The 24,411-nt window shown below is 63.7% G+C and carries 19 protein-coding genes; 17 read left to right on the plus strand and 2 right to left on the minus strand.

What is annotated here, in order from left to right:
* The first annotated feature begins 71 nt into the window (after nucleotides 1-71).
* The 9 genes from gap to A9971_RS22300 all read left to right on the plus strand — a co-directional run bounded on the left by gap (nucleotide 72) and on the right by A9971_RS22300 (nucleotide 10,995).
* On the plus strand, nucleotides 72-1,076 hold the full coding sequence (gene gap, locus A9971_RS22260) for a type I glyceraldehyde-3-phosphate dehydrogenase (protein ID WP_011062877.1): 1,005 nt from the start codon (nucleotides 72-74) through the stop codon (nucleotides 1,074-1,076).
* A 15-nt stretch (nucleotides 1,077-1,091) separates the two neighbouring features.
* On the plus strand, nucleotides 1,092-1,556 hold the full coding sequence (locus tag A9971_RS22265; protein ID WP_011062878.1) for a methylglyoxal synthase: 465 nt from the start codon (nucleotides 1,092-1,094) through the stop codon (nucleotides 1,554-1,556).
* Nucleotides 1,557-1,629: 73 nt separating this feature from the next.
* Entirely contained in the window at nucleotides 1,630-2,148 is a 519-nt protein-coding gene (locus tag A9971_RS22270) for an RNA polymerase sigma factor (RefSeq protein ID WP_183000003.1), read from the plus strand.
* A 113-nt stretch (nucleotides 2,149-2,261) separates the two neighbouring features.
* On the plus strand, nucleotides 2,262-3,230 hold the full coding sequence (locus A9971_RS22275) for a FecR domain-containing protein (protein ID WP_011062880.1): 969 nt from the start codon (nucleotides 2,262-2,264) through the stop codon (nucleotides 3,228-3,230).
* A 121-nt stretch (nucleotides 3,231-3,351) separates the two neighbouring features.
* Complete coding sequence (locus A9971_RS22280) at nucleotides 3,352-5,970, plus strand: TonB-dependent receptor (RefSeq protein ID WP_053153416.1); 2,619 nt, start codon at nucleotides 3,352-3,354, stop codon at nucleotides 5,968-5,970.
* 112 nt (nucleotides 5,971-6,082) lie between these two features.
* Nucleotides 6,083-6,691 (plus strand): biliverdin-producing heme oxygenase, encoded by a 609-nt coding sequence (locus tag A9971_RS22285; protein WP_011062882.1) that lies wholly within the window; start codon nucleotides 6,083-6,085, stop codon nucleotides 6,689-6,691.
* Nucleotides 6,692-6,808: 117 nt separating this feature from the next.
* Nucleotides 6,809-7,210: a YbaN family protein gene (locus A9971_RS22290; RefSeq protein ID WP_011062883.1), complete on the plus strand. Its 402-nt coding sequence runs from the start codon at nucleotides 6,809-6,811 to the stop codon at nucleotides 7,208-7,210.
* Nucleotides 7,211-7,396: 186 nt separating this feature from the next.
* A complete protein-coding gene (locus tag A9971_RS22295) occupies nucleotides 7,397-9,541 on the plus strand; it encodes a methyl-accepting chemotaxis protein (protein WP_011062884.1) in 2,145 nt (714 codons plus the stop codon).
* Nucleotides 9,542-9,639: 98 nt separating this feature from the next.
* Nucleotides 9,640-10,995, plus strand: coding sequence for a CoA transferase (locus tag A9971_RS22300; RefSeq protein WP_183000004.1), 1,356 nt, complete (start codon nucleotides 9,640-9,642; stop codon nucleotides 10,993-10,995).
* Nucleotides 10,996-11,039: 44 nt separating this feature from the next.
* Here A9971_RS22300 and A9971_RS22305 read toward each other — a convergent pair whose 3' ends face one another.
* Nucleotides 11,040-11,909: a DNA-3-methyladenine glycosylase gene (locus tag A9971_RS22305; protein ID WP_123472894.1), complete on the minus strand. Its 870-nt coding sequence runs from the start codon at nucleotides 11,907-11,909 to the stop codon at nucleotides 11,040-11,042.
* Complete coding sequence (gene arcD, locus A9971_RS22310; protein ID WP_011062887.1) at nucleotides 11,906-13,333, minus strand: arginine-ornithine antiporter; 1,428 nt, start codon at nucleotides 13,331-13,333, stop codon at nucleotides 11,906-11,908. Before arcD (A9971_RS22310) ends, A9971_RS22305 begins: the two co-directional genes overlap by 4 nt.
* A gap of 453 nt (nucleotides 13,334-13,786) precedes the next feature.
* Here arcD (A9971_RS22310) and arcD (A9971_RS22315) point away from each other — a divergent pair, with 453 nt between their 5' ends.
* The 8 genes from arcD (A9971_RS22315) (at nucleotide 13,787) to gcvP (ending at nucleotide 24,279) form a co-directional block, all read left to right on the plus strand.
* Entirely contained in the window at nucleotides 13,787-15,214 is a 1,428-nt protein-coding gene (gene arcD / locus A9971_RS22315) for an arginine-ornithine antiporter (RefSeq protein ID WP_011062888.1), read from the plus strand.
* 45 nt (nucleotides 15,215-15,259) lie between these two features.
* The gene (gene arcA, locus A9971_RS22320) at nucleotides 15,260-16,516 is read left to right on the plus strand and encodes an arginine deiminase (protein WP_011062889.1); all 1,257 of its coding nucleotides are present in this window, start codon (nucleotides 15,260-15,262) and stop codon (nucleotides 16,514-16,516) included.
* Nucleotides 16,517-16,599: 83 nt separating this feature from the next.
* On the plus strand, nucleotides 16,600-17,610 hold the full coding sequence (locus A9971_RS22325) for an ornithine carbamoyltransferase (RefSeq protein WP_025126828.1): 1,011 nt from the start codon (nucleotides 16,600-16,602) through the stop codon (nucleotides 17,608-17,610).
* Between the two features lie 62 nt (nucleotides 17,611-17,672).
* Nucleotides 17,673-18,602, plus strand: a complete 930-nt coding sequence (arcC, locus tag A9971_RS22330; RefSeq protein WP_011062891.1) for a carbamate kinase — start codon at nucleotides 17,673-17,675, stop codon at nucleotides 18,600-18,602.
* A 72-nt stretch (nucleotides 18,603-18,674) separates the two neighbouring features.
* Complete coding sequence (locus A9971_RS22335; RefSeq protein WP_183000005.1) at nucleotides 18,675-19,034, plus strand: DUF5064 family protein; 360 nt, start codon at nucleotides 18,675-18,677, stop codon at nucleotides 19,032-19,034.
* 174 nt (nucleotides 19,035-19,208) lie between these two features.
* Nucleotides 19,209-20,717 carry a sigma-54-dependent transcriptional regulator gene (locus A9971_RS22340; RefSeq protein ID WP_011062893.1) on the plus strand — a complete coding sequence of 503 codons (1,509 nt, stop codon included), beginning with the start codon at nucleotides 19,209-19,211 and terminating at the stop codon, nucleotides 20,715-20,717.
* 313 nt (nucleotides 20,718-21,030) lie between these two features.
* Nucleotides 21,031-21,414 (plus strand): glycine cleavage system protein GcvH, encoded by a 384-nt coding sequence (gene gcvH, locus A9971_RS22345; protein WP_011062894.1) that lies wholly within the window; start codon nucleotides 21,031-21,033, stop codon nucleotides 21,412-21,414.
* Between the two features lie 9 nt (nucleotides 21,415-21,423).
* Nucleotides 21,424-24,279 (plus strand): aminomethyl-transferring glycine dehydrogenase, encoded by a 2,856-nt coding sequence (gcvP, locus tag A9971_RS22350; protein ID WP_183000006.1) that lies wholly within the window; start codon nucleotides 21,424-21,426, stop codon nucleotides 24,277-24,279.
* The last annotated feature ends 132 nt before the right edge of the window (nucleotides 24,280-24,411 follow it).

Raw genomic sequence — 24,411 nt, forward strand, 5'->3', positions numbered from 1 at the left:
AGGCTTGTTTTCTATTTCTATGCGAATAATCTTGTAATTCCAACAACAAATTCAACGACAGGCGTTTGCACATGACTCTTCGAATCGCAATCAATGGTTTTGGCCGTATCGGCCGTAACGTCCTGCGCGCACTTTATACCCAAGGCTATCGCCAGGATCTGCAGATCGTCGCTATCAACGATCTCGGAGACAGCGCTATCAATGCCCACCTGCTGAAATACGACACCGTGCACGGCACTTTCGACGCCCAAGTCGAACACGATCAGGAAAGCCTCACCGTGAATGGCGACCGGATTGCCGTCAGCGCCATCCGCAACCCGGCCGAACTGCCCTGGGCCGCGGAGAAGATCGACGTGGTGTTCGAATGCACCGGCCTGTTCACCGACCGCGCCAAGGCTGCCGCCCATCTGACCGCCGGTGCCCGCAAGGTCATCATCTCGGCCCCGGCCAAGGGCGCCGACGCCACCGTGGTCTACGGGGTCAACCACGACATCCTGCGCCAGTCGCACCAGATCATCTCCAACGCCTCGTGCACCACCAACTGCCTGGCGCCAGTGGCCCAGGTACTGCACCGCGAGCTGGGCATCGACAACGGCCTGATGACCACCATCCACGCCTACACCAACGACCAGAACCTCACCGACGTCTACCACAGCGACCCCTATCGCGCCCGTTCGGCCACCCAGAACATGATCCCGAGCAAGACCGGCGCTGCCGAAGCGGTGGGCCTGGTGCTGCCGGAGCTGGCTGGCAAGCTGACCGGCATGGCCGTGCGAGTACCGGTGATCAACGTGTCCCTGGTGGACCTGACGGTGACCCTCAAGCGCGACACCACCGCCGAAGAGGTCAATGCCTTGCTCAAGAGCGCCAGCCAGCACTCGACGATCCTCGGCTACAACACCCTGCCGCTGGTCTCCAGCGACTTCAACCACAATCCGCTGTCGTCGATCTTCGACGCCAACCACACCAAGGTCAGCGGTGGCCGGTTGCTCAAGGTGCTGGCCTGGTACGACAACGAGTGGGGTTTCTCCAACCGCATGCTGGATAACTGCCTGGCCCTGTGCAACGCGGAATAAAACGGATATTCGTCGATGATCGGTATCAGTTTCACCCACAAGACCATGGCCGCGCGCAAGCGCATCGCCCTGGTCGCCCATGACCACTGCAAGGCGTTCCTGCTGGAGTGGGCCGGGCGGCAAAAGGCGCGCCTGGCCGAGCACGAGCTGGTTGCCACCGGTACCACCGGCCTGTTGCTGAGCAAGCACCTGGGGCTGCCGGTGGAAAGCATGATCAGCGGCCCCCTGGGCGGCGATCAGCAACTGGGGGCGCAGATTGCCGAGCAACGGGTCGACCTGCTGGTGTTCTTCTGGGACCCCTTCGAACCCCAGCCCCATGATCCGGACATCAAGGCCCTGTTGCGGGTAGCGGCGGTATGGAACATTCCGGTGGCCTGCAACGAGTGCAGCGCCGACTACCTGCTCAGCAGCCCGCTGATGAACCAGGCCCATGAGCACCGGATTCCCGACTATCAGGCCTACCTGGCCGGCCGAGGATAATTCACGCAAGGCTTGACCATTGACGTAGATGACAATCATTATCATCTGCTGAAAAAATGGATCAGGCCTTGCTGTGAGTCAATCGCACTTCAACCACGTCTTCCTCACCCAACGCATTTCTCTGCTGCGAACGCTGGAGCGGATGGTCAACAACCACAGCACCGCCGAAGACCTGCTGCAGGAAACCTACCTGCGCGTGACCCGGGCCCTGAGCGAGCGGCCGATCACGCACCTTGAACCCTTTGTCTTCCAGACCGCGCGCAACCTCGCCCTGGATCACCTGCGGGCCCGGCGCATCCAGGGCCGCACCCTGCTCGAAGACGTACCGCCGGAGGTGGTGGAGAATGTCGCCGCGCCCGTCAGCAGTGCCGAAGACGCAGCCCACGCCGAGCAGATGCTGGAACGCCTGAACCTCAGCCTCGGCCAGCTCAGCCCGCGCCAGCAGCAGATCTTCATCCTCAGCCGCCTGCACGGCCACAGTTACCAGGAGATCGCCGAGGAGCTCGGGGTTTCACTGAGCACGGTGCAAAAGGAATTGAAACTGATCATGGCCATCTGCATCGGCGTCGCCGAACGTCTCGACGGCCAGTGAGTCTCAACCGCTGAGCAGAATGACTGCGGCAGCCCCGAGCCTTTGTTAACCTTGGCCGGCTTTCGCTCTCTCTTGAAAAAACAGCCGCGCACAGACGCAGCCGAGGAACACCCGTGACGGATTTTCACAGCGCCGAGCCGCCCACCCCTGCCGGCCCGCACTCAAGCACCCTGGCCATGGATCAGGCACTGGATTGGCTGATCGAGCTGGAACATCCGAACGAGGAACAAGTGCGCCAGTTTCATCAGTGGCTGGCGGCTTCACCACTCAACGCCCAGGCCTTCGAAAAGGCCCAGGCGATCTGGAATGGCCCGCAAGTGGCGCAATGCGCCCTGACCCTGGCAGCGCCACCGAAAGTCTCGCGCCTGGCGCGCCTGCGCCCCCACTGGAAACCCCTGGCCACCGCCGCGGTGCTGCTGCTCGGATTATTCAGCTTCAGCAACCTGCCGCTGCGCCTGCAGGCCGACCACCTGACCCAGGTCGGCGAGCGCCAGCGCCTGCAGCTCGAAGACGGTTCCAAGGTGCTGCTCAACACCAACTCGGCCTTTTCCAGCGACATCAACGATCACCAGCGCGTGGCCCGGCTGTACCAGGGCGAAGCCTTCTTCGAGATCCCCGGCAATCGCGGCCTGCCCCTGGAACTGGACGCCGGCCCGGTCAAGGCCAGCGTGCGCGACACCACCTTTGCCGTGCGCTACTTGGACGGCGTGGCCCAAGTCCAGGTGCAGCGCGGTGACATCGACCTGCGCGCCACCCACGCCGACCAGCGCCTGCGCCTGCGCGCCGGGGAAAGCGTGCGGGTCGGGCCCCAGGGCTTCGACCAGCCGGCCAGGCTCGACGCCGACAAGGAGCTGGCCTGGGTCCAGGGCCGCCTGGTGTTCGAGAACTGCCCCCTGAGCCAGGTCCTGGCCGAACTGCGGCGCTATTACCCGGGCTGGATCGTCAACAACAACGAACACCTGGCAAAGGTCGCGGTAACCGGCAACTACCGCCTGGATCAGCCTCTGGACGTGGTGCGTTCCCTGGCCCACATCACTTCGGCACGGCTTTCCGAGTTCCCGGCACTAGTGATTCTCAACTGAGAACAATTATTTTTACGCGATCTCTACGGGTCGTACGTCTCGTTATAGCCAATGCAACTGATTCGCATTTTGAATGCGTATCTGCACCTATAAAAGTTTCGTGCGACCCGGAGCGCTCTCGATGTCCCCTCGCCTCAACAGCCGATCCCCTGTTCCCTGTGCCCGCCTGCAAAACTGCACCCTGTCGCTGCTGACCGCAGCCATCCTGCTGGCCGGCGCCCACGCTGCCCCCGTGATGGCCGCCGATGCCCCGGCATCCTCCAGCCAGCGCATGGGCAACTACAACTTCGCTATCGCCCAGCAGCCGCTGGTATCGGCGCTCAACGCCTTTACTGCGGTCACCGGCTGGCAAGTGGGCCTGCCGGCGGAGCTGGGCAGCGGGGTGTCCTCTCCGGGCGTGCGCGGTTCGCTGCCACCGGAAAAGGCCCTGGATCGGCTGCTCAGCGGCACCAACCTGAGCTACCGCAAGCTGGGCAACAACAACATCGTTCTGGAAAAGCGCAGCGCAGCCAATGTGGTGAACCTGCAGCAGGTGACCATCAGCGCCACCCGTCAGGAGCAGGACATCAACTCGGTACCCAGCACCGTGAGCGTGCACACCCGGGAAGAACTCGACCGCCAGAACGTCAACACGATCAAGGAACTGGTGCGTTATGAGCCTGGTGTTTCAGTCGGCGGTGCAGGCCAGCGTGCCGGTATCAGCGGCTACAACATCCGTGGTATCGACAGCGACCGGATCCTCACCCAGGTGGACGGCGTGGAAGTGCCGGATCACTTCTTTAGCGGCCCTTATGCCAAGACCAACCGTAACTACGTCGACCCGGAAATCGTCAAGCGCGTGGAAATCCTGCGTGGCCCGGCCTCGGTGCTCTACGGCAGCAGCGCCATCGGTGGCGCCGTCAGTTATTACACTCTGGACGCCGACGACATCATCAAGCCCGGCGAGGATTTTGGCGCGCGCCTGAAGACCGGCTACAGCTCGGCGGACGAAAGCTGGCTGAAATCCGGCACCTTCGCCGGGCGGGTCGGCGAATTCGACGGTTTGTTGCACCTGAGCCAGCGTGACGGCCACGAGACCGAGTCCTATGGCAGCAACAACGGCACCGGCCTGAACCGCACTGCCGCCAACCCGGAAGACGCCCGGACCACCAACGTACTGGCCAAGCTCGGCTGGAACTATGCGGACGACGCACGCCTGGGCCTGACCTACGAAAAGTACAAGGACGACCGCGACACCAATCAGAAAAGTGCGGTGGGCGGCCTGTTCCTCAATGGCGTTGGCCAGAACTGGTATCGCTCGCGCGTCGGCAACGACACCATCACCCGCGAACGCTTCGGCCTGGAAAACAGCTTTGCCCTGAACTCGCCGATCGCCGACCAGATCAAGTGGAGCCTGAACTACCAGATCGCCAAGACCGACCAGACCACCTCCGAGCGCTACAACCCGGTGTCGATCTTCAGCCCGGTGGCGCGTGACGTGCAGCGTGAGCGGAAAACCCTGTACCAGGAAAAACAATGGGTGTTCGACGCTCAGCTGGACAAGGCCTTCGCCCTGGGTGAAACCGATCACCAGTTGACCTACGGCACCACTCTCAAGCAGCAGAAGGTCACGGGCTCGCGCTATGGCACCGCCAGTTGCCTGGCCGTCGGTGCCGGCTGTACCGCGATTGGCGCGCCGAGCCCTTCTGCCGGTGACAGCGTGAAGAAGTCCAGCGACTTCCCGGACCCGACCATCAACACCTACAGCCTGTTCGTCCAGGACCAGATCAGCTGGAACGCCTGGACCTTCACTCCGGGCCTGCGCTATGACTACACCCAACTCAAGCCCAAGCTGACCCAGGAGTTCCTCAATGTCGCCAACCCCACCGGCAACTTTCCGGTCAGCGACGACAAGAAGACCTGGCATCGGGTTTCGCCCAAGTTCGGCCTGACCTACAGCTTCGACGAGCACTACACGGCCTATGGCCAGTACTCCGAGGGCTTCCGCACGCCGTCGGCCAAGGCGCTCTACGGCCGCTTTGAAAACATCACCACCGGGTACATCGTCGAGCCCAACTCCAACCTCAAGCCGGAAACCAGCAAAGGTTACGAAACCGGCCTGCGAGGTAATTTCGACGCCGGCTCCTTCGATGTCTCGGTGTTCTACAACCAGTACCGCGACTTCATCAACGAAGACGCCATCACCGCCGGCGCGCTGCAATCGGTGATCCAGAGCAACAACATCAAACACGCCACCATCAAGGGCGCCGAAGCCAGGGGCCGTCTCAACCTCGATGCCTTCGGTGCACCACAGGGCCTGTACAGCATCGGCTCGCTGGCCTACGCCTACGGTCGCAACAATGACAACGGCGAACCGATCAACAGCGTCAACCCGCTCAAGGGCGTGTTTGGTCTCGGCTACGACCAGGACAACTATGGCGCGCTGCTGAGCTGGACCCTGGTCAAACGCAAGGACCGGGTCGACAACAGTACCTTCAAGGCCCCGGATGGCCGCACCACCAGCGGCCAGTTCAAGACACCGGGCTACGGCATCCTCGACCTCAGCGGCTTCTACAAGGTCACTGACGACCTGACCGTGAACGCCGGCCTGTACAACCTGACCGACAAGAAATACTGGAACTGGGACGACGTGCGCGGCTACGACAGCGTCGGCGAAGCCGGCCAGACCGCACCCGCCAACCTCGACCGCCTGACCCAGCCAGGCCGCAACTTCTCGGTCAACCTGGTGTGGGATATCTGACGCCTGGACACCTCACTGCCCTTTTTCATCCAGGGCAGTGAGGATTTTTTACTGTGTCGCGTCTTCTTGTTCGTCTAGTCACTAAGTGCCTCTCATTCTCAAGGACATCTGCATGACCTCCCAGGATTCCTCCCAGCGTCACCACCTGCGCTCCCAACGCCTGAACCAGATCACCCACGAGCCCCATTCCAAGCTCGACGCCCTGGTCAAGGCCCATGCGCCCTTCGAAACCCAGGGCGCATTCGCCCGTTTCGTGGTGGCCCAGTACCTGTTCCAGTCGGAACTGGTGGACCTGTACAACGATGCCGAACTGAACAAGATCGTCCCGGACCTGGCCGAGCGCTGCCGCGCCGAAGCTGCCAAGGCTGACCTGGCTGACCTGGAAACCGAGGTTCCTGCGCCAGTGGCCGGTGCCGTCAGCAACCCGAGCCAGGCCGAAGCCCTGGGCTGGATCTTCGTCTCCGAGGGCTCCAAGCTGGGTGCCGCGTTCCTGATCAAGCGCGCCGTGGGCCTGGGCCTGAGCGAAACCTTCGGTGCCCGTCACCTGGGCGAACCGGCCGGTGGCCGCGCCGAAGGCTGGAAAACCTTCACCCGCATCCTCGACGGCCTGGAGTTCACCGCCGAAGAAGAAGCCGCGGCGGAAAAAGGTGCCCTGGATGCCTTCAACCGCTTCACCGTGCTGCTGGAACAGGCTTACTCCGGCGCCGCACAACCGGCCTGACCCGCGTAGTTGCGGGCAGGTGGCGCGCCAAGGCGTGCCCCTGCCCGCAGCGGTATTTTGTCGGCCGGCGGCATTCGCGGATTGAGCCGTACGACGCGTTACCTCATCATCGAAACCATGACCCCCACTCGCCCCTCCTCGTCGAAGATTTCCCGCCTGCTGTTTGGCGCGCTGGCCTATGTCAGCCTGGCCATCGGCCTGATCGCCATCGTCGTACCCGGCCTGCCGACCACCGAGTTCATCCTGCTCGCTGCCTGGGCCGCCACCAAGAGCTCGCCACGGCTAAGCGCCTGGATGGAGAACCATCGCCTGTTCGGGCCTATCCTCTGCAACTGGCGCAACGGCCGGATCGTCAGCCGCAAGGCCAAGGTCAGCGCCACGGTCAGCATGCTGCTGTGTGCCGGGTTGATGCTGACCCTGCTCAACCATCACTGGACGATGTATGCCGCCATTGCCGGCATGACCCTGGGCAACCTGTGGATCTGGTCACGCCCCGAAGCCCTGCCGCAGGCCTCCTGACCTGCGCCCGCTGGCAGCTATGCCCTTGCCCCTGAGGCCATATATGTCAAGGACATGACCGTTCGTCGGCAGCCCCTCACGCAAAGGCCGCCCGAGCCGATGTTCCGGGCATAGCGCTGAATGGACTTGGCGACCGGAGTCATCCGATTCCGTGCTTTCCATCCGTCCTTTCGCGAGATCGCCCCCATGTTCGACTCTCTCTCCATTCGCCTGAAAATAGTGCTGTTGTCCGGACTGTGCCTGTTGGGCGTAGTGGCGCTGATCGTCGGCATGAACCTGTACCAGAGCCAGCAGAACAACCAACTGGTCAACACCTCCAGCACGCGGATGCTCACCGCCGGGGTCGAAGAGTTGCTGCAGGCAAAGGCCGCCGACCAGGCAGTACGGGTGCAGAAGACCTTCGGTGAAAGCAACCTGGTGATCACCGCCCTGGCGGACCAGGTACGCGACCTGCGTGACATGGCGAGCAAGCGCGGCCTGGAAGCTGCGGCACTGCGCGAAGAGCTCAACCACAGCCTGAAGACCGCCTTCGAGCGCAATCCCAAAGTGCTCGGCATCTGGCTGGCCTACGAACCCAACGCCCTGGATGGCAAGGACAGCGAATTTCTCAATGACGCAGCCCGTGCTTCCAACGAACGCGGGCGCTTCGCCACCTACTGGAGCCGATCCGGGGGCCAGCAGTTGAACACCGTGATGGTGGAAGACGACCTGACCAAGACCACCCTCAACCTCAGCGGCACCCCCTACAACGTCTGGTACACCTGCCCCCGCGACAGCCGCCGTACCTGCCTGCTGGACCCCTACGCCGACACCATCGGCGAGGACAAGAAACAGGTGCTGATGACCACCATCTCCCAGCCCTTGCTGGTGGACGGCAAGGTCATCGGGGTGATTGGCGTCGACATCGCCCTGGACTCCCTGCAGGCCGCGGCCGGCGAATCCCAGCGTTTTCTGTTCAACGGTGCCGGGCACATGATGATCGTCGCCGGCAGCGGCTTGCTGGCGGCCGTGGGCGCCGACGCCAGCCAGGTCGGCAAGAACATCAACGAAACCCTCGGCGCCCAGGGCAAGGACATCCTCGCACTGCTCGCCGGCAACCAGAACAAGGTCCTGCAACAGGGCGAACTGATCCGCGCGGTCTACCCCTTCAGCCCGATTGCCGATGCCAAGCCCTGGGGCGTCACCATCGACCTGCCGCAACAAGTGCTGCTGGCAGACTCGGTAAAACTGCAAGGCCTGCTGGATGAGGCCCAGACCAGCGGCACGGTGAAAACCGTACTGGTGGCCGTCGGCGCCGGCCTGCTGGGCCTGCTGCTGATCTGGCTCAGTGCCTCGGGCGTGACCCGCCCGATCAACAGCGTGGCGCAGATGCTCAAGGCCATCGCCAGCGGCGACGGCGACCTGACCCAGCGCCTGGACTACAGCAAGAAAGACGAACTCGGCGAACTGGTGGGCTGGTTCAACCGCTTCCTCGACAAGCTGCAACCGACCATCGCCCAGATCAAGCAGAGCATCACCGAAGCCCGGGGCACCGCCGACCAGTCTTCGGAGATCGCCCGCCAGACCAGTGAAGGCATGCAGGTGCAGTTCCGCGAAATCGATCAAGTGGCCACCGCCTCCAACGAAATGAGCGCCACTGCCCACGATGTTGCCAACAGTGCCTCCAATGCCGCCCAGGCCGCCCGTGGCGCAGACCAGTCGGCCAAGGAAGGCATGACCATCATCGAGCGCAGCACCCGGGACATCAGCCTGCTGGCCGACGAGGTGAGCAAGGCGGTGGGGGAAGTCGAAGCCCTGGCGGTGAGCAGCGAACAGATAGGGTCGGTGCTGGAAGTGATCCGCAGTATTGCCGAGCAGACCAACCTGCTGGCCCTCAACGCCGCCATCGAAGCGGCTCGCGCCGGGGAAAGCGGCCGCGGTTTCGCCGTGGTGGCCGATGAAGTGCGCAACCTGGCCAAGCGCACCCAGGACTCGGTGGAGGAAATCCGCGTGGTGATCGAACGCATCCAGAGCGGCACCCGGGATGTGGTGACCACCATGCACGCCAGCCAGAGCCAGGCGCAGAACAATGCCGGGCAGATCCAGCAGGCAGTCCAGGCCCTGGGCAAGATCAGCGACGCGGTCACCGTGATCAGCGACATGAACCTGCAGATCGCCAGCGCTGCCGAGCAGCAGAGCGCGGTGGCCGAAGAGGTCAACCGCAACGTCTCGGCGATTCGCACCGTGACCGAAACCCTCACCGAACAGGCCAGTGAGTCGGCCCAGGTCAGCAGCCAGCTCAATGCCCTGGCGACCCAGCAAATGAAACTCATGGATCAGTTCCGCGTGTAAGCGCTGCTCCGGCGCCAGCCGCGGCCGATGACCAGGGGTGATCGACAGCCGCGGCAGTTTCAGGGTGCAATGCCCTCCCCTGATCCGCGGAGTGGGCCATGACCGAGTTACTCGCATCCATCCAGGCCGCGCTGGGCCTGGCGTCATCAAGCATCCGGCAAACCGGCCAGGGCGCCCTGCCCTCGGCCTTCGCCGCGACCGACCTGGCCAGCGCCAGCATTGCCGCTGCCGGGCAGGCAGTCGCTGAACTCCTGTACAGCCAGACCGGACGCCTGCCAGAGGTCAGCGTCGACCGGCGCCTGGCCTCGTTCTGGTTCGCCAGCTCGATCCGCCCGCAGGGCTGGAGCCTGCCATCACCCTGGGACCCGATTGCCGGCGACTACGCCAGCCGCGACGGCTGGATTCGCCTGCACACCAACGCACCTCACCACCGGGCCGCCGCCGAACGGGTGCTGGGAGCGGTGACCGAACGCTCGGCCATGGCCGCCCAAGTGGCCACCTGGAACGCCCTGGAACTGGAGCAGGCGATAGTCGACCAGGGCGGTTGTGCCGCGCAGATGCGCAGCTGGGCGCAGTGGCAGGCCCACCCCCAGGGCCAGGCGGTAAACAGCGAACCCCTGGTGCACTGGCTGCCCCAGGCCGATCAGCGGCACAGGGCCTGGAGCGGTCGCGTCGACCGGCCCCTGGCCGGGCTCAAGGTACTGGACCTGACCCGGGTCCTGGCTGGCCCGGTGGCCAGCCGCCTGCTGGCGGGGCTCGGGGCCGAGGTGTTGCGCATCGATCCGCCACATTGGAACGAGCCGGCCCTGGAGCCGGAGGTGACCCTGGGCAAACGCTGCGCGCGCCTCGATCTGCACGACCTTGAGCAGCGTGCCCTGTTCGAAGGCCTGCTGGCGCAGGCCGACCTGCTTCTGCATGGCTACCGCGCCGATGCCCTGGAACACCTGGGTTATGACGCCCAGGCACGCCAGAAAATCGCTCCGGGGCTGATCGAAGTCAGCCTCAATGCCTACGGCTGGAGCGGCCCCTGGCGCAACCGCCGGGGCTTCGACAGCCTGGTGCAGATGAGCTGCGGCATCGCCGAAGCCGGCATGGCCTGGAAAGCCGCGGACAGGCCTGTACCACTGCCGGTCCAGGCCCTGGATCACGCCACCGGTTACCTGATGGCAGCCAGCGCCCTGCGGGCACTGACCCGGTCCCTGAGCGGCGAGCAGGGCGCATCGGCGCGCCTGTCCCTGGCCCGTACCGCCCAGTTGCTGGTTGATCATTCCCCGTCAGCAACCGCCGAAACTCCACTGCGCGCCGAAGACCACGAGGATCAGGGGCTGGTGCTGGAACAGACCCCTTGGGGGCCGGCGCGGCGCCTGCGGGTGCCGTTGCACATCAATGGAACGCCGGTGCAGTGGAGTTGCCCGGCCACCGCCCTAGGCGCCCATCGCCCCAGATGGTGGTGAAGGCCCTGGCTGGCAGTTGATCCCGTAGGAACCGGCGGACCGTTTCAGCCCATGGCCGCCCACAAATGCTGCGCCGCATAACCGCGCCACGGCCGCCAGGCCTCGGCCCGGGCCAGCAGTTGGCGGGCATTGGGCCGCAGCCCCTGCAGACGTGCCATAGCGTTGAACAGGCCTACGTCCGCCGCCGGAAAGGCATCGCTCTCGCGCAACTGGCGCAGGGCGATATATTGCGCGGTCCAATCGCCGATTCCCGGCAATTGCAACAGGCGCTCCACCCCCTGTTGCAGGCTGGCCCTGGGTTCGAACAGGAGTGGATCGTCGAGCAAGGCCTGGGCCACGGCAGACAGCGTGCGTGCCCGGCTGCGGGGCATTCCCAGGTCGGCCAGGTTGGCAGTGGACAGCACCTGGGGAGTGGGAAACAGGTGGGTCAAACCAGGCCACTGCGGGTCGGGACTGGCCAGCAACCGGCCATGCACCGCCACCAGCTTGCCCGCCAGGCGGATCGCGCCCTGCACGGTGATCTGCTGGCCCAGCACGGCGCGAATGGCCAGCTCGAAACCGTCCCAGGCCCCGGGTACTCGCAGGCCCGGGCGTGCCGCCAGCAACGGTGCGAGCAGCGGATCACGGGCCAGATGGCGGTTGATCAGGGACAGGTCCGCGTCCAGATCGAATTGCCGGCGCAAGCGCGCCAGCACCTGGGGCAGCAGGGCCTGCTCGGCCCCCTGCAACTGCACCTGCAAATGGCCTGCAGGCCCCGGGCAGACACTCAAGATGCCTTGCCCGCCCGCCAGCGCGAAGGTGCGGGCATAAGTATCGCCCTGCACCACCTCCAGGCCTTCGATGGCGCGGGCCCTGAGAAAGCCCAGCATCGCCGGCCAGTCGTAGGCGCCCTGGTAGGGCAGGTGATGAATCACAGCGCCAGCAGGCCGCTGTACAAGCCATAGGCCGCCAATGAGGCGCCGATGACCACGGCCGCGAAGATCAGTTTTTCCAGCGGGGTGAACAACGGCTCGCCCTGCTCATGCTTGGCCTTGGCGAACAGGATCACCCCCGGCGCATACAACAAGGCCGACAGCAGCAGGTACTTCAAGCCGCCGGCGTACAGCAGCCAGATGGCGTAGCTCAGGGCCACGGTGGCGATGAACAGGTCCTTCTTGCGTTCCCGGGAGGCCTGCTCGTAGGTTTCCCCGCGACCGCTGAGCAGCACCGCATAGGCCGCCGACCACAGGTAGGGCACCAGGATCATCGACGACGCCAGGTAGATCAGGCTGGTGTAGGTGCCGGCAGAGAACAGGGTGATCAGCAGAAAGATCTGGATCATCACGTTGGTCAGCCACAAGGCATTGACCGGCACATGGTTGGCGTTTTCCTTCTTCAGGAACGCCGGCATGGTCCGGTCCCGGGCGGTGGCGTAGAGGATCTCGGCGCACAGCAAGGCCCAGGACAGCAAGGCCCCCAGCAGGGAAACCGCCAGGCCGATGCTGATCAGCAAGGCGCCCCAGGGGCCGACGATATGCTCCAGCACTGCCGCCAGGGAAGGATTCTGCAATTGCGCCAGCTCCGGCTGGCTCATGATCCCCAACGACAGCACGTTGACCAGTACCAGCAGCGCCAGCACCCCGAGAAAACCGATCACCGTGGCCCGCCCGACATCGGCGCGCTTCTGCGCCCGGGCCGAATACACGCTGGCGCCCTCGATACCGATGAACACGAACACCGTCACCAGCATCATGTTGCGCACCTGGTCCATCACCCCGCCGAAGTTCGGGTTGCTGCGGCCCCAGATATCCCGGGTGAAGATATCCGCCTTGAATGCCACGGCAGCGATGACGATGAACATCACCAGCGGCACGATCTTCGCCACCGTGGTCAGCTGGTTGATGAACGCCGCCTCCTTGATCCCCCGCAACACCAGGAAATGCACGGCCCACAGCAGGACCGAGGCACAGCCGATGGCCACCGGGGTATTGCCCTGGCCGAACACCGGAAAGAAATAGCCCAGGGTGCTGAACAGCAGGACGAAGTAGCCGACGTTGCCCAGCCAGGCACTGATCCAGTAACCCCAGGCCGATGAAAAGCCCATGTAGTCGCCGAACCCGGCCTTGGCATAGGCGTAGACCCCGGAATCGAGCTCCGGCTTGCGGTTGGCCAGAGTCTGGAAGACGAAGGCCAGGGTCAGCATCCCCACCGCGGTGATGGCCCAGCCGATTAGCACCGCTCCGGCATCGGCCCGGGCCGCCATATTCTGCGGCAGCGAGAAGATCCCGCCACCAATCATGGAACCCACCACCAGGGCGATCAATGCACCGAGTTGCAGCTTCTGCGCCGGTTGTGACATCCCTACCTCTGCTTCAGTGAGTCGATCTGGCGATTAAAGCTACACGCTATTAAATAACTTCTACAAATTTGCGTCTAACAGTAACAGTCAATTATTTATCCTTTAAGCAACGGGCGTCTGTACACCCCGTAGAAAGCCCTGAATAACCGACTGTTTTGTTATGTATATGCACTAAGTGCCATCACTACCAAGTGATTAATCAATGCCGCTGAAAGATTTGCACATTCCCCAAAAGGGTCTAGTTTCAAACGTCGTCGGCAATGAGAACCGCTACTGATAAGGAGATCGAAACCTGTCTGGAATGGCCCTCTCCGGGCAGCATTCTACCCCTCGCAACAAATCTTAAGTCATTCATTCACAACGGAATGCAGTAATGAACTGATCTGAGTCAGCTGTTCGGATTGCAAGCAGATTTACTCTGACGTCTCTCTTCTCCTGCATTGGAGTCATGCAATGTCTGAATCCCCCGGTAAACTAAGACTGGGCGCCTTAGTCGCCCTGGTAGTGGGTTCCATGATTGGCGGCGGGATCTTCTCCTTACCGCAAAACATGGCCGCCAGCGCCGATGTTGGTGCTGTTCTTATTGGTTGGGCAATTACCGCTGTCGGCATGTTGACCCTGGCCTTCGTCTTCCAAACTCTAGCCAATCGCAAACCTGATCTGGATGGCGGCGTCTACGCCTACGCCAAGGCCGGGTTCGGTGACTACATGGGCTTTTCATCGGCCTGGGGTTACTGGATCAGCGCCTGGCTGGGCAACGTCGGCTACTTCGTCCTGCTGTTCAGCACCCTGGGCTATTTCTTCCCGATCTTCGGCGAGGGCAACACCCCCGCGGCCGTGATCGGCGCTTCTGTTTTGCTCTGGGCCGTGCACTTCCTGGTGCTGCGCGGCATCAAGGAAGCGGCCTTCATCAACCTGGTGACCACGGTTGCCAAGGTGGTGCCGCTGCTGCTGTTCGTGCTGATCGCCCTGTTCGCCTTCAAGCTGGATATCTTCACCGCCGACATCTGGGGCGTGAAGAATCCGGACCTGGGCAGCGTGATGAACCAGGTGCGCAACATGATGCTGGTCACCGTGTGGGTGTTCATCGGCATCGAGGGCGCGAGCATCTTCTCGTCCCGGGCGGAGAAACGCTCGGATGTGGGCAAGGCCACCGTCATCGGCTTCATCACCGTGCTGCTGTTCCTGGTGCTGGTGAACGTGCTGTCCCTGGGGATCATGACCCAGCCGGAACTGGCCAAGCTGCAGAACCCGTCCATGGCGGCAGTGCTGGAGCATGTGGTGGGCCACTGGGGCGCGGTACTGATCAGCGTCGGCCTGATCATCTCGCTGCTGGGGGCGCTGCTGTCCTGGGTGCTGCTGTGCGCGGAAATCATGTTCGCCGCCGCCAAGGACCACACCATGCCGGAGTTCCTGCGCCGCGAGAACGCCAACCACGTACCGGCCAACGCCCTGTGGCTGACCAATGCCATGGTGCAGATCTTCCTGGTCATCACCCTGTTCTCGGCCAGTACCTACCTGTCGCTGATCTACCTCGCCACCTCGATGATCCTGGTGCCCTACCTGTGGTCGGCGGCCTACGCAGTACTGCTGGCGGTGCGCGGCGAAAGCTATGAACAGGCCCTGGCCGAACGCAAGAAGGACCTGATCATCGGCAGCATCGCCCTGCTCTACGCGATCTGGCTGCTGTATGCCGGCGGGGTCAAGTACCTGCTGCTCTCGGCCCTGCTCTACGCCCCCGGCGTGGTGCTGTTCGCCAAGGCCAAGATGGAACTGCACAAACCGATTTTCACCAACGTCGAGAAGCTGATTTTTGCCGCAGTGGTCATAGGCGCCCTGGTGGCGGCCTACGGACTCTACGACGGCTTCCTGACCCTATAGCTCTAGCAACACCCCCGATTGTTTTGTCTCTGGAGGATCACAGTAATGACCACGGAAAAAGTTAAGTACGGCGTACATTCCGAAGCCGGCAAACTGCGCAAAGTCATGGTTTGTTCCCCAGGCCTGGCCCATCAGCGGCTGACCCCGAACAACTGCGATGAACTGCTGTTCGATGATGTGCTGTGGGTGGCCCAGGCCAAACGCGACCACTTCGACTTCGTCACCAAGATGCGTGAGCGGGATATCGATGTGCTGGAAATGCACAACCTGCTGACCGACATTGTCGCCATGCCCGAAGCCCTGGACTGGATTCTGGAGCGCAAGATCACCGCCAACCAGGTCGGCCTGGGCCTGGTCAACGAAGTCGGTTCGTGGCTGCGCAGCCTGGAGCCGCGCAAGGTCGCCGAGTACCTGATCGGCGGTGTATCGGCCGATGACCTGCCCACCAGCTTCGGTGGCAAGACCATCGAGATGTTCCGCGACTTCCTCGGCCACTCCAGCTTCATCCTGCCGCCGCTGCCCAACACCCAGTTCACCCGCGACACCACCTGCTGGATCTACGGCGGCGTGACCCTGAACCCGATGTACTGGCCGGCGCGACGTCAGGAAACCCTGCTGACCACCGCCATCTACAAGTTCCACCCCGAGTTCACCAACGCCGACTTCCAGATCTGGTACGGCGATCCGGACCAGGAACACGGCAACGCCACCCTGGAAGGCGGCGACGTGATGCCGATCGGCAACGGCGTGGTCCTGATCGGCATGGGCGAGCGCTCCTCGCGTCAGGCCATCGGCCAACTGGCGCTGAACCTGTTCAAGCACAAGGCCGTGGAGCGCGTGATCGTCGCCGGCCTGCCGAAATCCCGCGCGGCGATGCACCTGGACACCGTGTTCAGCTTCTGCGACCGCGACCTGGTCACGGTCTTCCCGGAAGTGGTGAGCCAGATCGTCGCCTTCAGCCTGCGCCCTGACGAAAGCAAGCCGGGCGGCATCGATGTGCGCCGCGAGGAGACCAGCTTCCTCGACACCGTGGCCAAGGCCCTCAACCTCAAGGCCCTGCGCGTGGTGGAAACCGGTGGCAACGCCTTCGCCGCCGAGCGCGAGCAATGGGACGACGGCAACAACGTGGTGGCCGTGGAACCCGGCGTGGTCATCGGCTACGACCGCAACACCTACACCAACACCCTGCTGCGCAAGGCCGGGGTCGAGGTCATCACCATCAGCGCCGGCGAACTGGGCCGGGGCCGTGGCGGCGGCCACTGCATGACCTGCCCGATCATCCGCGACCCGATCGACTACTAAGCGCCCTATCCGACATAGCAGCTTGCCGTTGCCCCTACAAAGGGCCTCGGCAAGTGGACGACCGAAATCAAAGGAGATCCATCATGGCTTTCAACATCCACAACCGTAACCTGCTGAGCCTGGAACACCACACCCCACGTGAGCTGCGCTACCTGCTGGACCTGTCCCGCGACCTCAAGCGCGCCAAGTACACCGGCACCGAGCAGCAGCACCTCAAGGGCAACAACATCGCCCTGATCTTCGAAAAGACCTCGACCCGTACCCGTTGCGCCTTCGAAGTGGCGGCCTATGACCAGGGCGCCAACGTCACCTACATCGACCCCAACTCCTCGCAGATCGGCCACAAGGAAAGCATGAAGGACACCGCCCGAGTGCTGGGGCGCATGTACGACGCCATCGAGTACCGCGGCTTCAAGCAGGAAATCGTCGAAGAACTGGCGAAATTCGCCGGGGTTCCGGTGTTCAACGGCCTGACCGATGAATACCACCCGACCCAGATGATCGCCGACGTGCTGACCATGCGTGAGCACGCCGACAAGCCGATCCACGAGATCAGCTACGCCTACCTGGGCGATGCGCGCAACAACATGGGCAACTCTCTGCTGCTGGTGGGCGCCAAGCTCGGCATGGACGTGCGCATCTGCGCGCCCAAGGCCCTGTGGCCCCATGACGACCTGGTGCAGCGCTGCAAGAAATACGCAGAGGAAAGCGGTGCCCGCATCACCCTCACCGAGGATCCGAAAGCCGCGGTCAAGGGCGTGGACTTCATTCACACCGACGTCTGGGTCTCCATGGGCGAACCGGTGGAAGCCTGGGCCGAGCGTATCGAGCAACTGCTGCCCTACCAGGTCAACGCCCAGTTGATGAAAGCCACCGGCAACCCACGGACCAAGTTCATGCACTGCCTGCCGGCTTTCCACAACAGCGATACCAAGGTCGGCAAGCAGATCGCCGAGCAGTATCCGCACCTGGCCAACGGCATTGAAGTGACCGACGACGTGTTCGAGTCGCCCGCCTGCATCGCCTTCGAGCAAGCGGAAAACCGCATGCACACCATCAAGGCGATCCTGGTTTCGACCCTGGCCGACCTGTAATCCCCCTCCAGCACCGGCGCCGCCCAGGCGGCGCCGGCACCGGACTCTAGAAGGACTGCATTATGCGTATCGTCGTTGCACTGGGCGGTAACGCCCTGCTCCGCCGTGGTGAACCCATGACCGCGGACAACCAACGCGCCAACATCCGCATCGCCACCGAACAGATCGCCAAGATCCACCCCGGCAACCAACTGGTGATTGCCCACGGCAATGGCCCTCAGGTCGGCCTGCTGTCGTTGCAAGCGGCGGCCTACACCCAGGTTTCGCCCTACCCGCTGGACGTGCTAGGCGCCGAGACCGAAGGCATGATCGGCTACATCATCGAACAGGAACTGGGCAACCTGCTGGACTTCGAGGTGCCGTTCGCCACCTTGCTGACCCAGGTGGAAGTGGACGCCAAGGACCCGGCATTCAAGAACCCGACCAAGCCCATCGGCCCGGTCTACAGCAAGGAAGAAGCCGAGAAGCTGGCCAAGGAAAAAGGCTGGGCCATCGCCCCGGATGGCGACAAGTACCGCCGGGTAGTGGCCAGCCCGAAACCCAAGCGCATCTTCGAGATCCGTCCGATCAAGTGGCTGCTGGAAAAAAGCAGCATCGTGATCTGCGCCGGCGGTGGCGGCATCCCCACCATGTACGGCGAGGACGGCAAGCTCAAGGGCATCGAGGCCGTGATCGACAAGGACCTGTGCTCGGCGCTGCTGGCCGAGCAACTGGAAGCCGACCTGCTGGTGATCGCCACCGACGTCAACGCGGCGTTCATCGACTTCGGCAAACCGACCCAGAAGGCCATCGGCCAGGCCCACCCGGACGAAATCGAGAAGCTGGGCTTTGCCGCCGGCTCCATGGGGCCGAAGGTCCAGGCCGCCTGCGAATTTGCCCGGCACACTGGCAAAACCGCAGTGATCGGTTCACTCTCGGACATCGAAGCGATCGTCCAGGGCAAGGCCGGCACCCGCATCAGCACCGCGCAACCTGGCATCAGTTACCTGTAAGACGCTTGCAGTGAAAACTCTGGGCAGGCCCGGCGCCTGCCCTCATTTCAAAGCCCTGGAGGAGAGAAGCCTATGGCCACGTTTGAGCCCGGTCACCTGCATATCGAGCGCCATGCGCTGAACAAGGACGACTTCAGCTACAACCTGTGCATTGACTACGAAGTGGCCCACGACCCCAAGGAGGGCAAGGGCATGCTGTTCACCCTGCACGGCACCATCGAAGACAAGTCCCTGAAGGAGCAGTTCTTCCTGGCCAAGGACCTGGCTTTCGACTTCGCCCGCCACGCCACCCGCCTCGCCCAGCAGCACGGCCTGCCCAAGAGCGCCAGCATTGCCTCGATGCACAAGTACTACGACGAAATGTTCGAGGACGTACGCAAGCAACTGGACGTCAAGCCCGGCGACCCGGTGAAACCCGAGCACCTTGCATAACACCCGATCCCCTGCTGGGGCCGACGTGCCGGCGAACTGACCACGGCCCTGCATCGCTGCCCGGCCCGCCTTCGCCGGCTAGCCGGCTCTTGCGGCATGCGTGACGATTTCGACTAAGCCCCTGCCCCAAGGCATACTGGCCACCCTCCGCTTTGCAGAACCGTCAGTCACCCCATGCGTATCCACGTCAGCTTCATCGACCGCGTCGGCATCACCCAGGAAGTCCTGGCCCTGTTGGGCGGGCGCAACCTCAACCTGGATGCGGTGGAAATGGTGCCGCCCAACGTCTATATCGATGCCCCGACCTTGAGCCCCCAGGTGCTGGAAGAACTGCGCGATGCGCTGTTCAACGTGCGTGGCGTGCAGGCGGTGACGGTGGTGGACATCCTTCCCGGGCAACGCCGGCACCTGCAACTGGACGCCCTGCTGGCGGCCATGACCGATCCGGTGCTGGCCCTGGACAGTGCCGGCAAAGTGCTGCTGGCCAACCCGGCGCTGATCGCCCTGTATGGTCGCGAACCGGCCGGGGAAAGCGTCGCCGAGCTGTTTGCCGACCCCGCACTGCTGGAGGCCCTGCTGGAAAACGGCTTTCGCCTGCCGCTGCGGGAAATCACCGTCAATGGCCAGACCCTGCTGCTGGACGCCACTCCCATTACCGACGCCGGTGCCCTGCTGACCCTGTACCCGCCCAACCGCATCGGTGAACGGCTCTCGGCCCTGCATCACGACCACGCCGAAGGCTTCGATGCCCTGCTCGGCGAATCACCGGCGATCCGCACCCTCAAGGCCCGGGCGCAGCGGGTCGCAGCGCTGGACGCACCACTATTGATCCAGGGTGAAACCGGCACCGGCAAGGAACTGGTGGCCCGCGCCTGCCACGCCATCAGCGCCCGCCACGGCGCGCCGTTCCTGGCCCTGAACTGCGCGGCGCTGCCGGAAAACCTGGCCGAGAGCGAACTGTTCGGCTATGCCCCCGGCGCCTTCACCGGCGCCCAGCGCGGCGGCAAGCCGGGGCTGATGGAGCTGGCCAACCAGGGCACGGTGTTCCTCGATGAAATCGGCGAGATGTCGCCCTACCTGCAGGCCAAGCTCCTGCGCTTTCTCAATGACGGCAGCTTTCGCCGGGTCGGTGGCGATCGCGAGATCAAGGTCAACGTGCGCATCCTCAGCGCCACCCATCGTGACCTGGAAAAAATGGTCAACGAAGGCACCTTCCGCGAAGACCTGTTCTATCGCCTCAACGTGCTGAACGTGGAAGTGCCACCGCTGCGCGAACGCGGCCAGGACATCCTGCTGCTGGCCCGCTACTTCATGCAGCAGGCCTGCGCGCAGATCCAGCGGCCGGTATGCCGGCTGACACCGGGGACCTACCCGGCGCTGCTGGGCAACCGCTGGCCGGGCAACGTGCGGCAATTGCAGAACGTGATCTTCCGTGCGGCGGCGATCTGCGAGAGCAACCTGGTGGACATCGGTGACCTGGACATTGCCGGCACCTCGGTAGCCCGCCAGAACGATGCCGAAGTGGCCAGCCTGGAACAGGCCGTGGAAGCCTTCGAGAAGGAGCTGCTGGAAAACCTCTACGTCAGTTACCCCTCGACCCGGCAACTGGCCAACCGCTTGCAGACCTCCCATACCGCGATTGCCCACCGCCTGCGCAAATACGGCATTCCCAGCAAGGCCTGAGCTTGCGCCTGCCGCTCTGAAAGCGACCTCCATCTGTACTGAAAGCGCTACAGTGGAACGATTTCGCTACAAAGCCTTGCAATCGCAGCCGTGCAAGGCTTTGATCCTCAAAGCCTTTTTTCCGCACCCCGTGCTGTAGCGTTTTCGCTACGGCCGTGAAATTCCATTCTCTACAAAAAACACTCAACCCCTTGATTTACAACGGCCAAATAAATATTGGCCGTGTTCTTGCTATGGACATTGCCATTCGGCTCGGCGCTGTCCGAGCATTCAATCGCGTCCACCAGACGAGTCTGGCCCCTGAGGAGTTTCCATGAGCGAGTTGCGTTTTACTGAAGATCACGAATGGCTGCGTACCGAAGCGGATGGCAGTGTCACCGTCGGCATTACGGCTTTCGCCCAGAACGCCCTGGGTGATGTGGTGTTTGTGCAACTGCCGGAGCTGCAGGGCTACGACAAGGGCGCCGAAGCCGCCACCGTGGAATCGGTGAAAGCCGCCAGCGGCGTGTACATGCCCCTGGACGGTGAAGTGGTCGCCACCAACCCGGCCCTGGAAGACAGCCCGGAACTGGTCAACGAAGACCCGCTGGGCGAAGGCTGGTTCTTCCGCTTCATCCCTGCCGATGCCGCTGCCGTTGGCCAATTGCTGGACCAGGACGCCTACGACCGCCTGATCAAAGCCAGCGCCGAAGCCTGAGGAGCCGCCATGACCGTCAACCTGAGCACCGCCAACGAATTCATCGCGCGCCACATCGGCCCGCGCCAGGGCGATGAGCAAACCATGCTCAATAGCCTCGGCTTCGACTCCCTGGAAGCCCTGAGCGCCAGCGTGATTCCCGAGAGCATCAAGGGCACCAGCGTGCTGGAGCTGGGCCAGGGCCTGAGCGAAGCCCAGGCCCTGGCCTCGATCAAGGCCATCGCCGCCAGGAACCAGCTGTTCAAGACCTATATCGGCCAGGGCTACTACAACTGCCATACGCCGTCGCCGATCCTGCGCAACCTCCTGGAAAACCCCGCCTGGTACACCGCCTACACCCCGTACCAGCCGGAAATCTCCCAGGGTCGCCTGGAAGCCCTGCTGAATTTCCAGACCCTGATCAGCGACCTGAGCGGCCTGCCGATCGCCAACGCCTCGCTGCTGGACGAAGGCACCGCCGCCGCCGAAGCCATGACCTTCTGCAAGCGCCTGAGCAAGAACAGGGGCAGCCACGCCTTCTTCGCCTCGCAGCATTGCCACCCACAGACCCTCGATGTGCTGCGCACCCGTGCCGAGCCCCTGGGGATCAACGTGGTGGTGGGCGATGAGCGCAAGCTGACCGACGTCAGCCCGTTCTTCGGCGCCCTGCTGCAATACCCGGCAAGCAACGGTGACCTGTTCGACTACCGCGAGCTGACCGAGCGTTTCCACGCTGCCAACGCCCTGGTAGCCGTGGCCGCCGACCTGCTGGCCCTGACCCTGCTGACCCCGCCCGGGGAATTCGGCGCCGACGTGGCCATCGGCAGTGCCCAGCGCTTCGGCGTGCCCCTGGGCTTTGGTGGCCCGCATGCGGCCTACTTCGCCACCCGCGATGCCTTCAAGCGCGACATGCCCGGCCGCCTGGTGGGCGTCTCGGTGGACCGTTTCGGCAAGCCGGCCCTGCGCCTGGCCATGCAGACCCGCGAGCAGCATATCCGCCGCGAGAAGGCCACCAGCAACATCTGCACCGCTCAGGTCCTGCTGGCCAACATCGCCAGCATGTATGCCGTGTACCACGGTCCCAAGGGCCTGACCCAGATCGCCCAGCGCATTCACCAGCTGACCGCGATCCTGGCCAAGGGCCTGGTCCAGCTGGGCTTGACCGTGGAGCAGGAAAGCTTCTTCGACACCCTGAGCCTGCGCACTGGTGCCAACACCGCCGCGCTGCACGACAAGGCACGCGCCCAGGGCATCAACCTGCGGGTGATAGACGCCGAGCGCCTCGGTCTGTCCCTGGACGAAACCACCACTCAAGCCGACGTTGAAACCCTGTGGAGCCTGCTGGCCGACGGCAAGCCCGCGCCGGACTTCGCGGCACTCGCGGCGGCGGTCACCAGCGCCATCCCCGCTGCCCTGGCACGCCAGTCGGCGATCCTCAGCCACCCGGTATTCAACCGCTATCACTCGGAAACCGAGCTGATGCGCTACCTGCGCAAGCTGGCGGACAAGGACCTGGCCCTGGATCGCACCATGATCCCGCTGGGCTCCTGCACCATGAAGCTCAACGCCGCCAGCGAGATGATCCCCATCACCTGGGCCGAGTTCGGCGCGCTGCACCCTTTCGCTCCCGCCGAGCAAAGCGCCGGCTACCAGCAACTGACCACCGAACTTGAAGCGATGCTGTGCGCTGCCACCGGCTACGACGCGGTGTCGCTGCAGCCCAACGCCGGCTCCCAGGGCGAGTACGCCGGCCTGCTGGCCATTCGTGCCTATCACCAGAGCCGTGGCGACGAGCGCCGCGATATCTGCCTGATTCCCTCCTCGGCCCACGGCACCAACCCGGCCACTGCCAACATGGCCGGCATGCGCGTGGTGGTCACCGCCTGCGACGCCCGCGGCAACGTCGACATCGAGGACCTGCGGGCCAAGGCCATCGAGCACCGCGAGCACCTCGCCGCGCTGATGATCACCTACCCGTCGACCCACGGCGTGTTCGAAGAAGGCATCCGCGAAATCTGCGGCATCATTCACGACAACGGCGGCCAGGTGTACATCGACGGCGCCAACATGAACGCCATGGTCGGCCTCTGCGCCCCGGGCAAGTTCGGTGGCGACGTGTCCCACCTGAACCTGCACAAGACCTTCTGCATTCCCCATGGCGGTGGCGGCCCGGGCGTCGGCCCGATCGGCGTCAAGTCGCACCTGGCGCCCTTCCTGCCCGGCCATGCCGCGCTGGAAAACAAGAAAGGCGCGGTCTGTGCCGCTCCGTTCGGCAGCGCCAGCATCCTGCCGATCACCTGGATGTACATCAGCATGATGGGCGGCGCCGGCCTCAAGCGCGCCTCGCAGTTGGCGATCCTCAATGCCAACTACATCTCGCGCCGCCTGGAAGAGCACTACCCGGTGCTCTACACCGGCAGCAACGGCCTGGTGGCCCACGAATGCATCCTCGACCTGCGTCCTTTGAAAGACAGCAGCGGCATCAGCGTCGATGACGTGGCCAAGCGCCTGATCGATTTTGGCTTCCACGCGCCGACCATGTCCTTCCCGGTGGCCGGCACCCTGATGATCGAGCCCACCGAAAGCGAATCCAAGGAAGAACTGGACCGCTTCTGCGACGCCATGATCCGCATCCGCGAAGAAATCCGCGCAGTGGAAAACGGCGCCCTGGACAAGGACGACAACCCGCTGAAGAACGCTCCGCACACCGCGGCCGAACTGGTGGGCGAGTGGTCCCATCCATACAGCCGTGAACAGGCGGTGTACCCAGTGGCATCCCTGGTGGAAGGCAAGTACTGGCCGCCGGTTGGCCGGGTCGACAACGTGTTCGGCGACCGCAATCTGGTGTGCGCCTGCCCTTCGATCGAGAGCTACCAGGACGCGTAAGCCGTCCATCACTGGAGAGCCGTGCCCCTGCAGATACCGCGTATACCTGTAGGAGCCGGCTCGCCGGCGATGAGCGATAACGCATCAATCGGGTAGAGCAGCGGCTGCCTGTATCGCGGGCAAGCTAGCTCC

This window comes from Pseudomonas sp. UME65 (genome assembly GCF_014170225.1).
GTDB classification, from domain to species: domain Bacteria; phylum Pseudomonadota; class Gammaproteobacteria; order Pseudomonadales; family Pseudomonadaceae; genus Aquipseudomonas; species Aquipseudomonas protegens.

Excerpts from the sequence above, each read along its gene's own strand:
- gap (WP_011062877.1), top strand. The coding sequence starts at position 72 with ATGACTCTTCGAATCGCAATCAATGGTTTTGGCCGTATCGGCCGTAAC.
- A9971_RS22265 (WP_011062878.1), top strand. The coding sequence starts at position 1,092 with ATGATCGGTATCAGTTTCACCCACAAGACCATGGCCGCGCGCAAGCGC.
- A9971_RS22280 (WP_053153416.1), top strand. The coding sequence starts at position 3,352 with ATGTCCCCTCGCCTCAACAGCCGATCCCCTGTTCCCTGTGCCCGCCTG.
- A9971_RS22285 (WP_011062882.1), top strand. The coding sequence starts at position 6,083 with ATGACCTCCCAGGATTCCTCCCAGCGTCACCACCTGCGCTCCCAACGC.
- A9971_RS22290 (WP_011062883.1), top strand. The coding sequence starts at position 6,809 with ATGACCCCCACTCGCCCCTCCTCGTCGAAGATTTCCCGCCTGCTGTTT.
- A9971_RS22295 (WP_011062884.1), top strand. The coding sequence starts at position 7,397 with ATGTTCGACTCTCTCTCCATTCGCCTGAAAATAGTGCTGTTGTCCGGA.
- A9971_RS22300 (WP_183000004.1), top strand. The coding sequence starts at position 9,640 with ATGACCGAGTTACTCGCATCCATCCAGGCCGCGCTGGGCCTGGCGTCA.
- arcD (WP_011062887.1), bottom strand. The coding sequence starts at position 13,333 with ATGTCACAACCGGCGCAGAAGCTGCAACTCGGTGCATTGATCGCCCTG.
- arcD (WP_011062888.1), top strand. The coding sequence starts at position 13,787 with ATGTCTGAATCCCCCGGTAAACTAAGACTGGGCGCCTTAGTCGCCCTG.
- arcA (WP_011062889.1), top strand. The coding sequence starts at position 15,260 with ATGACCACGGAAAAAGTTAAGTACGGCGTACATTCCGAAGCCGGCAAA.
- A9971_RS22325 (WP_025126828.1), top strand. The coding sequence starts at position 16,600 with ATGGCTTTCAACATCCACAACCGTAACCTGCTGAGCCTGGAACACCAC.
- arcC (WP_011062891.1), top strand. The coding sequence starts at position 17,673 with ATGCGTATCGTCGTTGCACTGGGCGGTAACGCCCTGCTCCGCCGTGGT.
- A9971_RS22335 (WP_183000005.1), top strand. The coding sequence starts at position 18,675 with ATGGCCACGTTTGAGCCCGGTCACCTGCATATCGAGCGCCATGCGCTG.
- A9971_RS22340 (WP_011062893.1), top strand. The coding sequence starts at position 19,209 with ATGCGTATCCACGTCAGCTTCATCGACCGCGTCGGCATCACCCAGGAA.
- gcvH (WP_011062894.1), top strand. The coding sequence starts at position 21,031 with ATGAGCGAGTTGCGTTTTACTGAAGATCACGAATGGCTGCGTACCGAA.
- gcvP (WP_183000006.1), top strand. The coding sequence starts at position 21,424 with ATGACCGTCAACCTGAGCACCGCCAACGAATTCATCGCGCGCCACATC.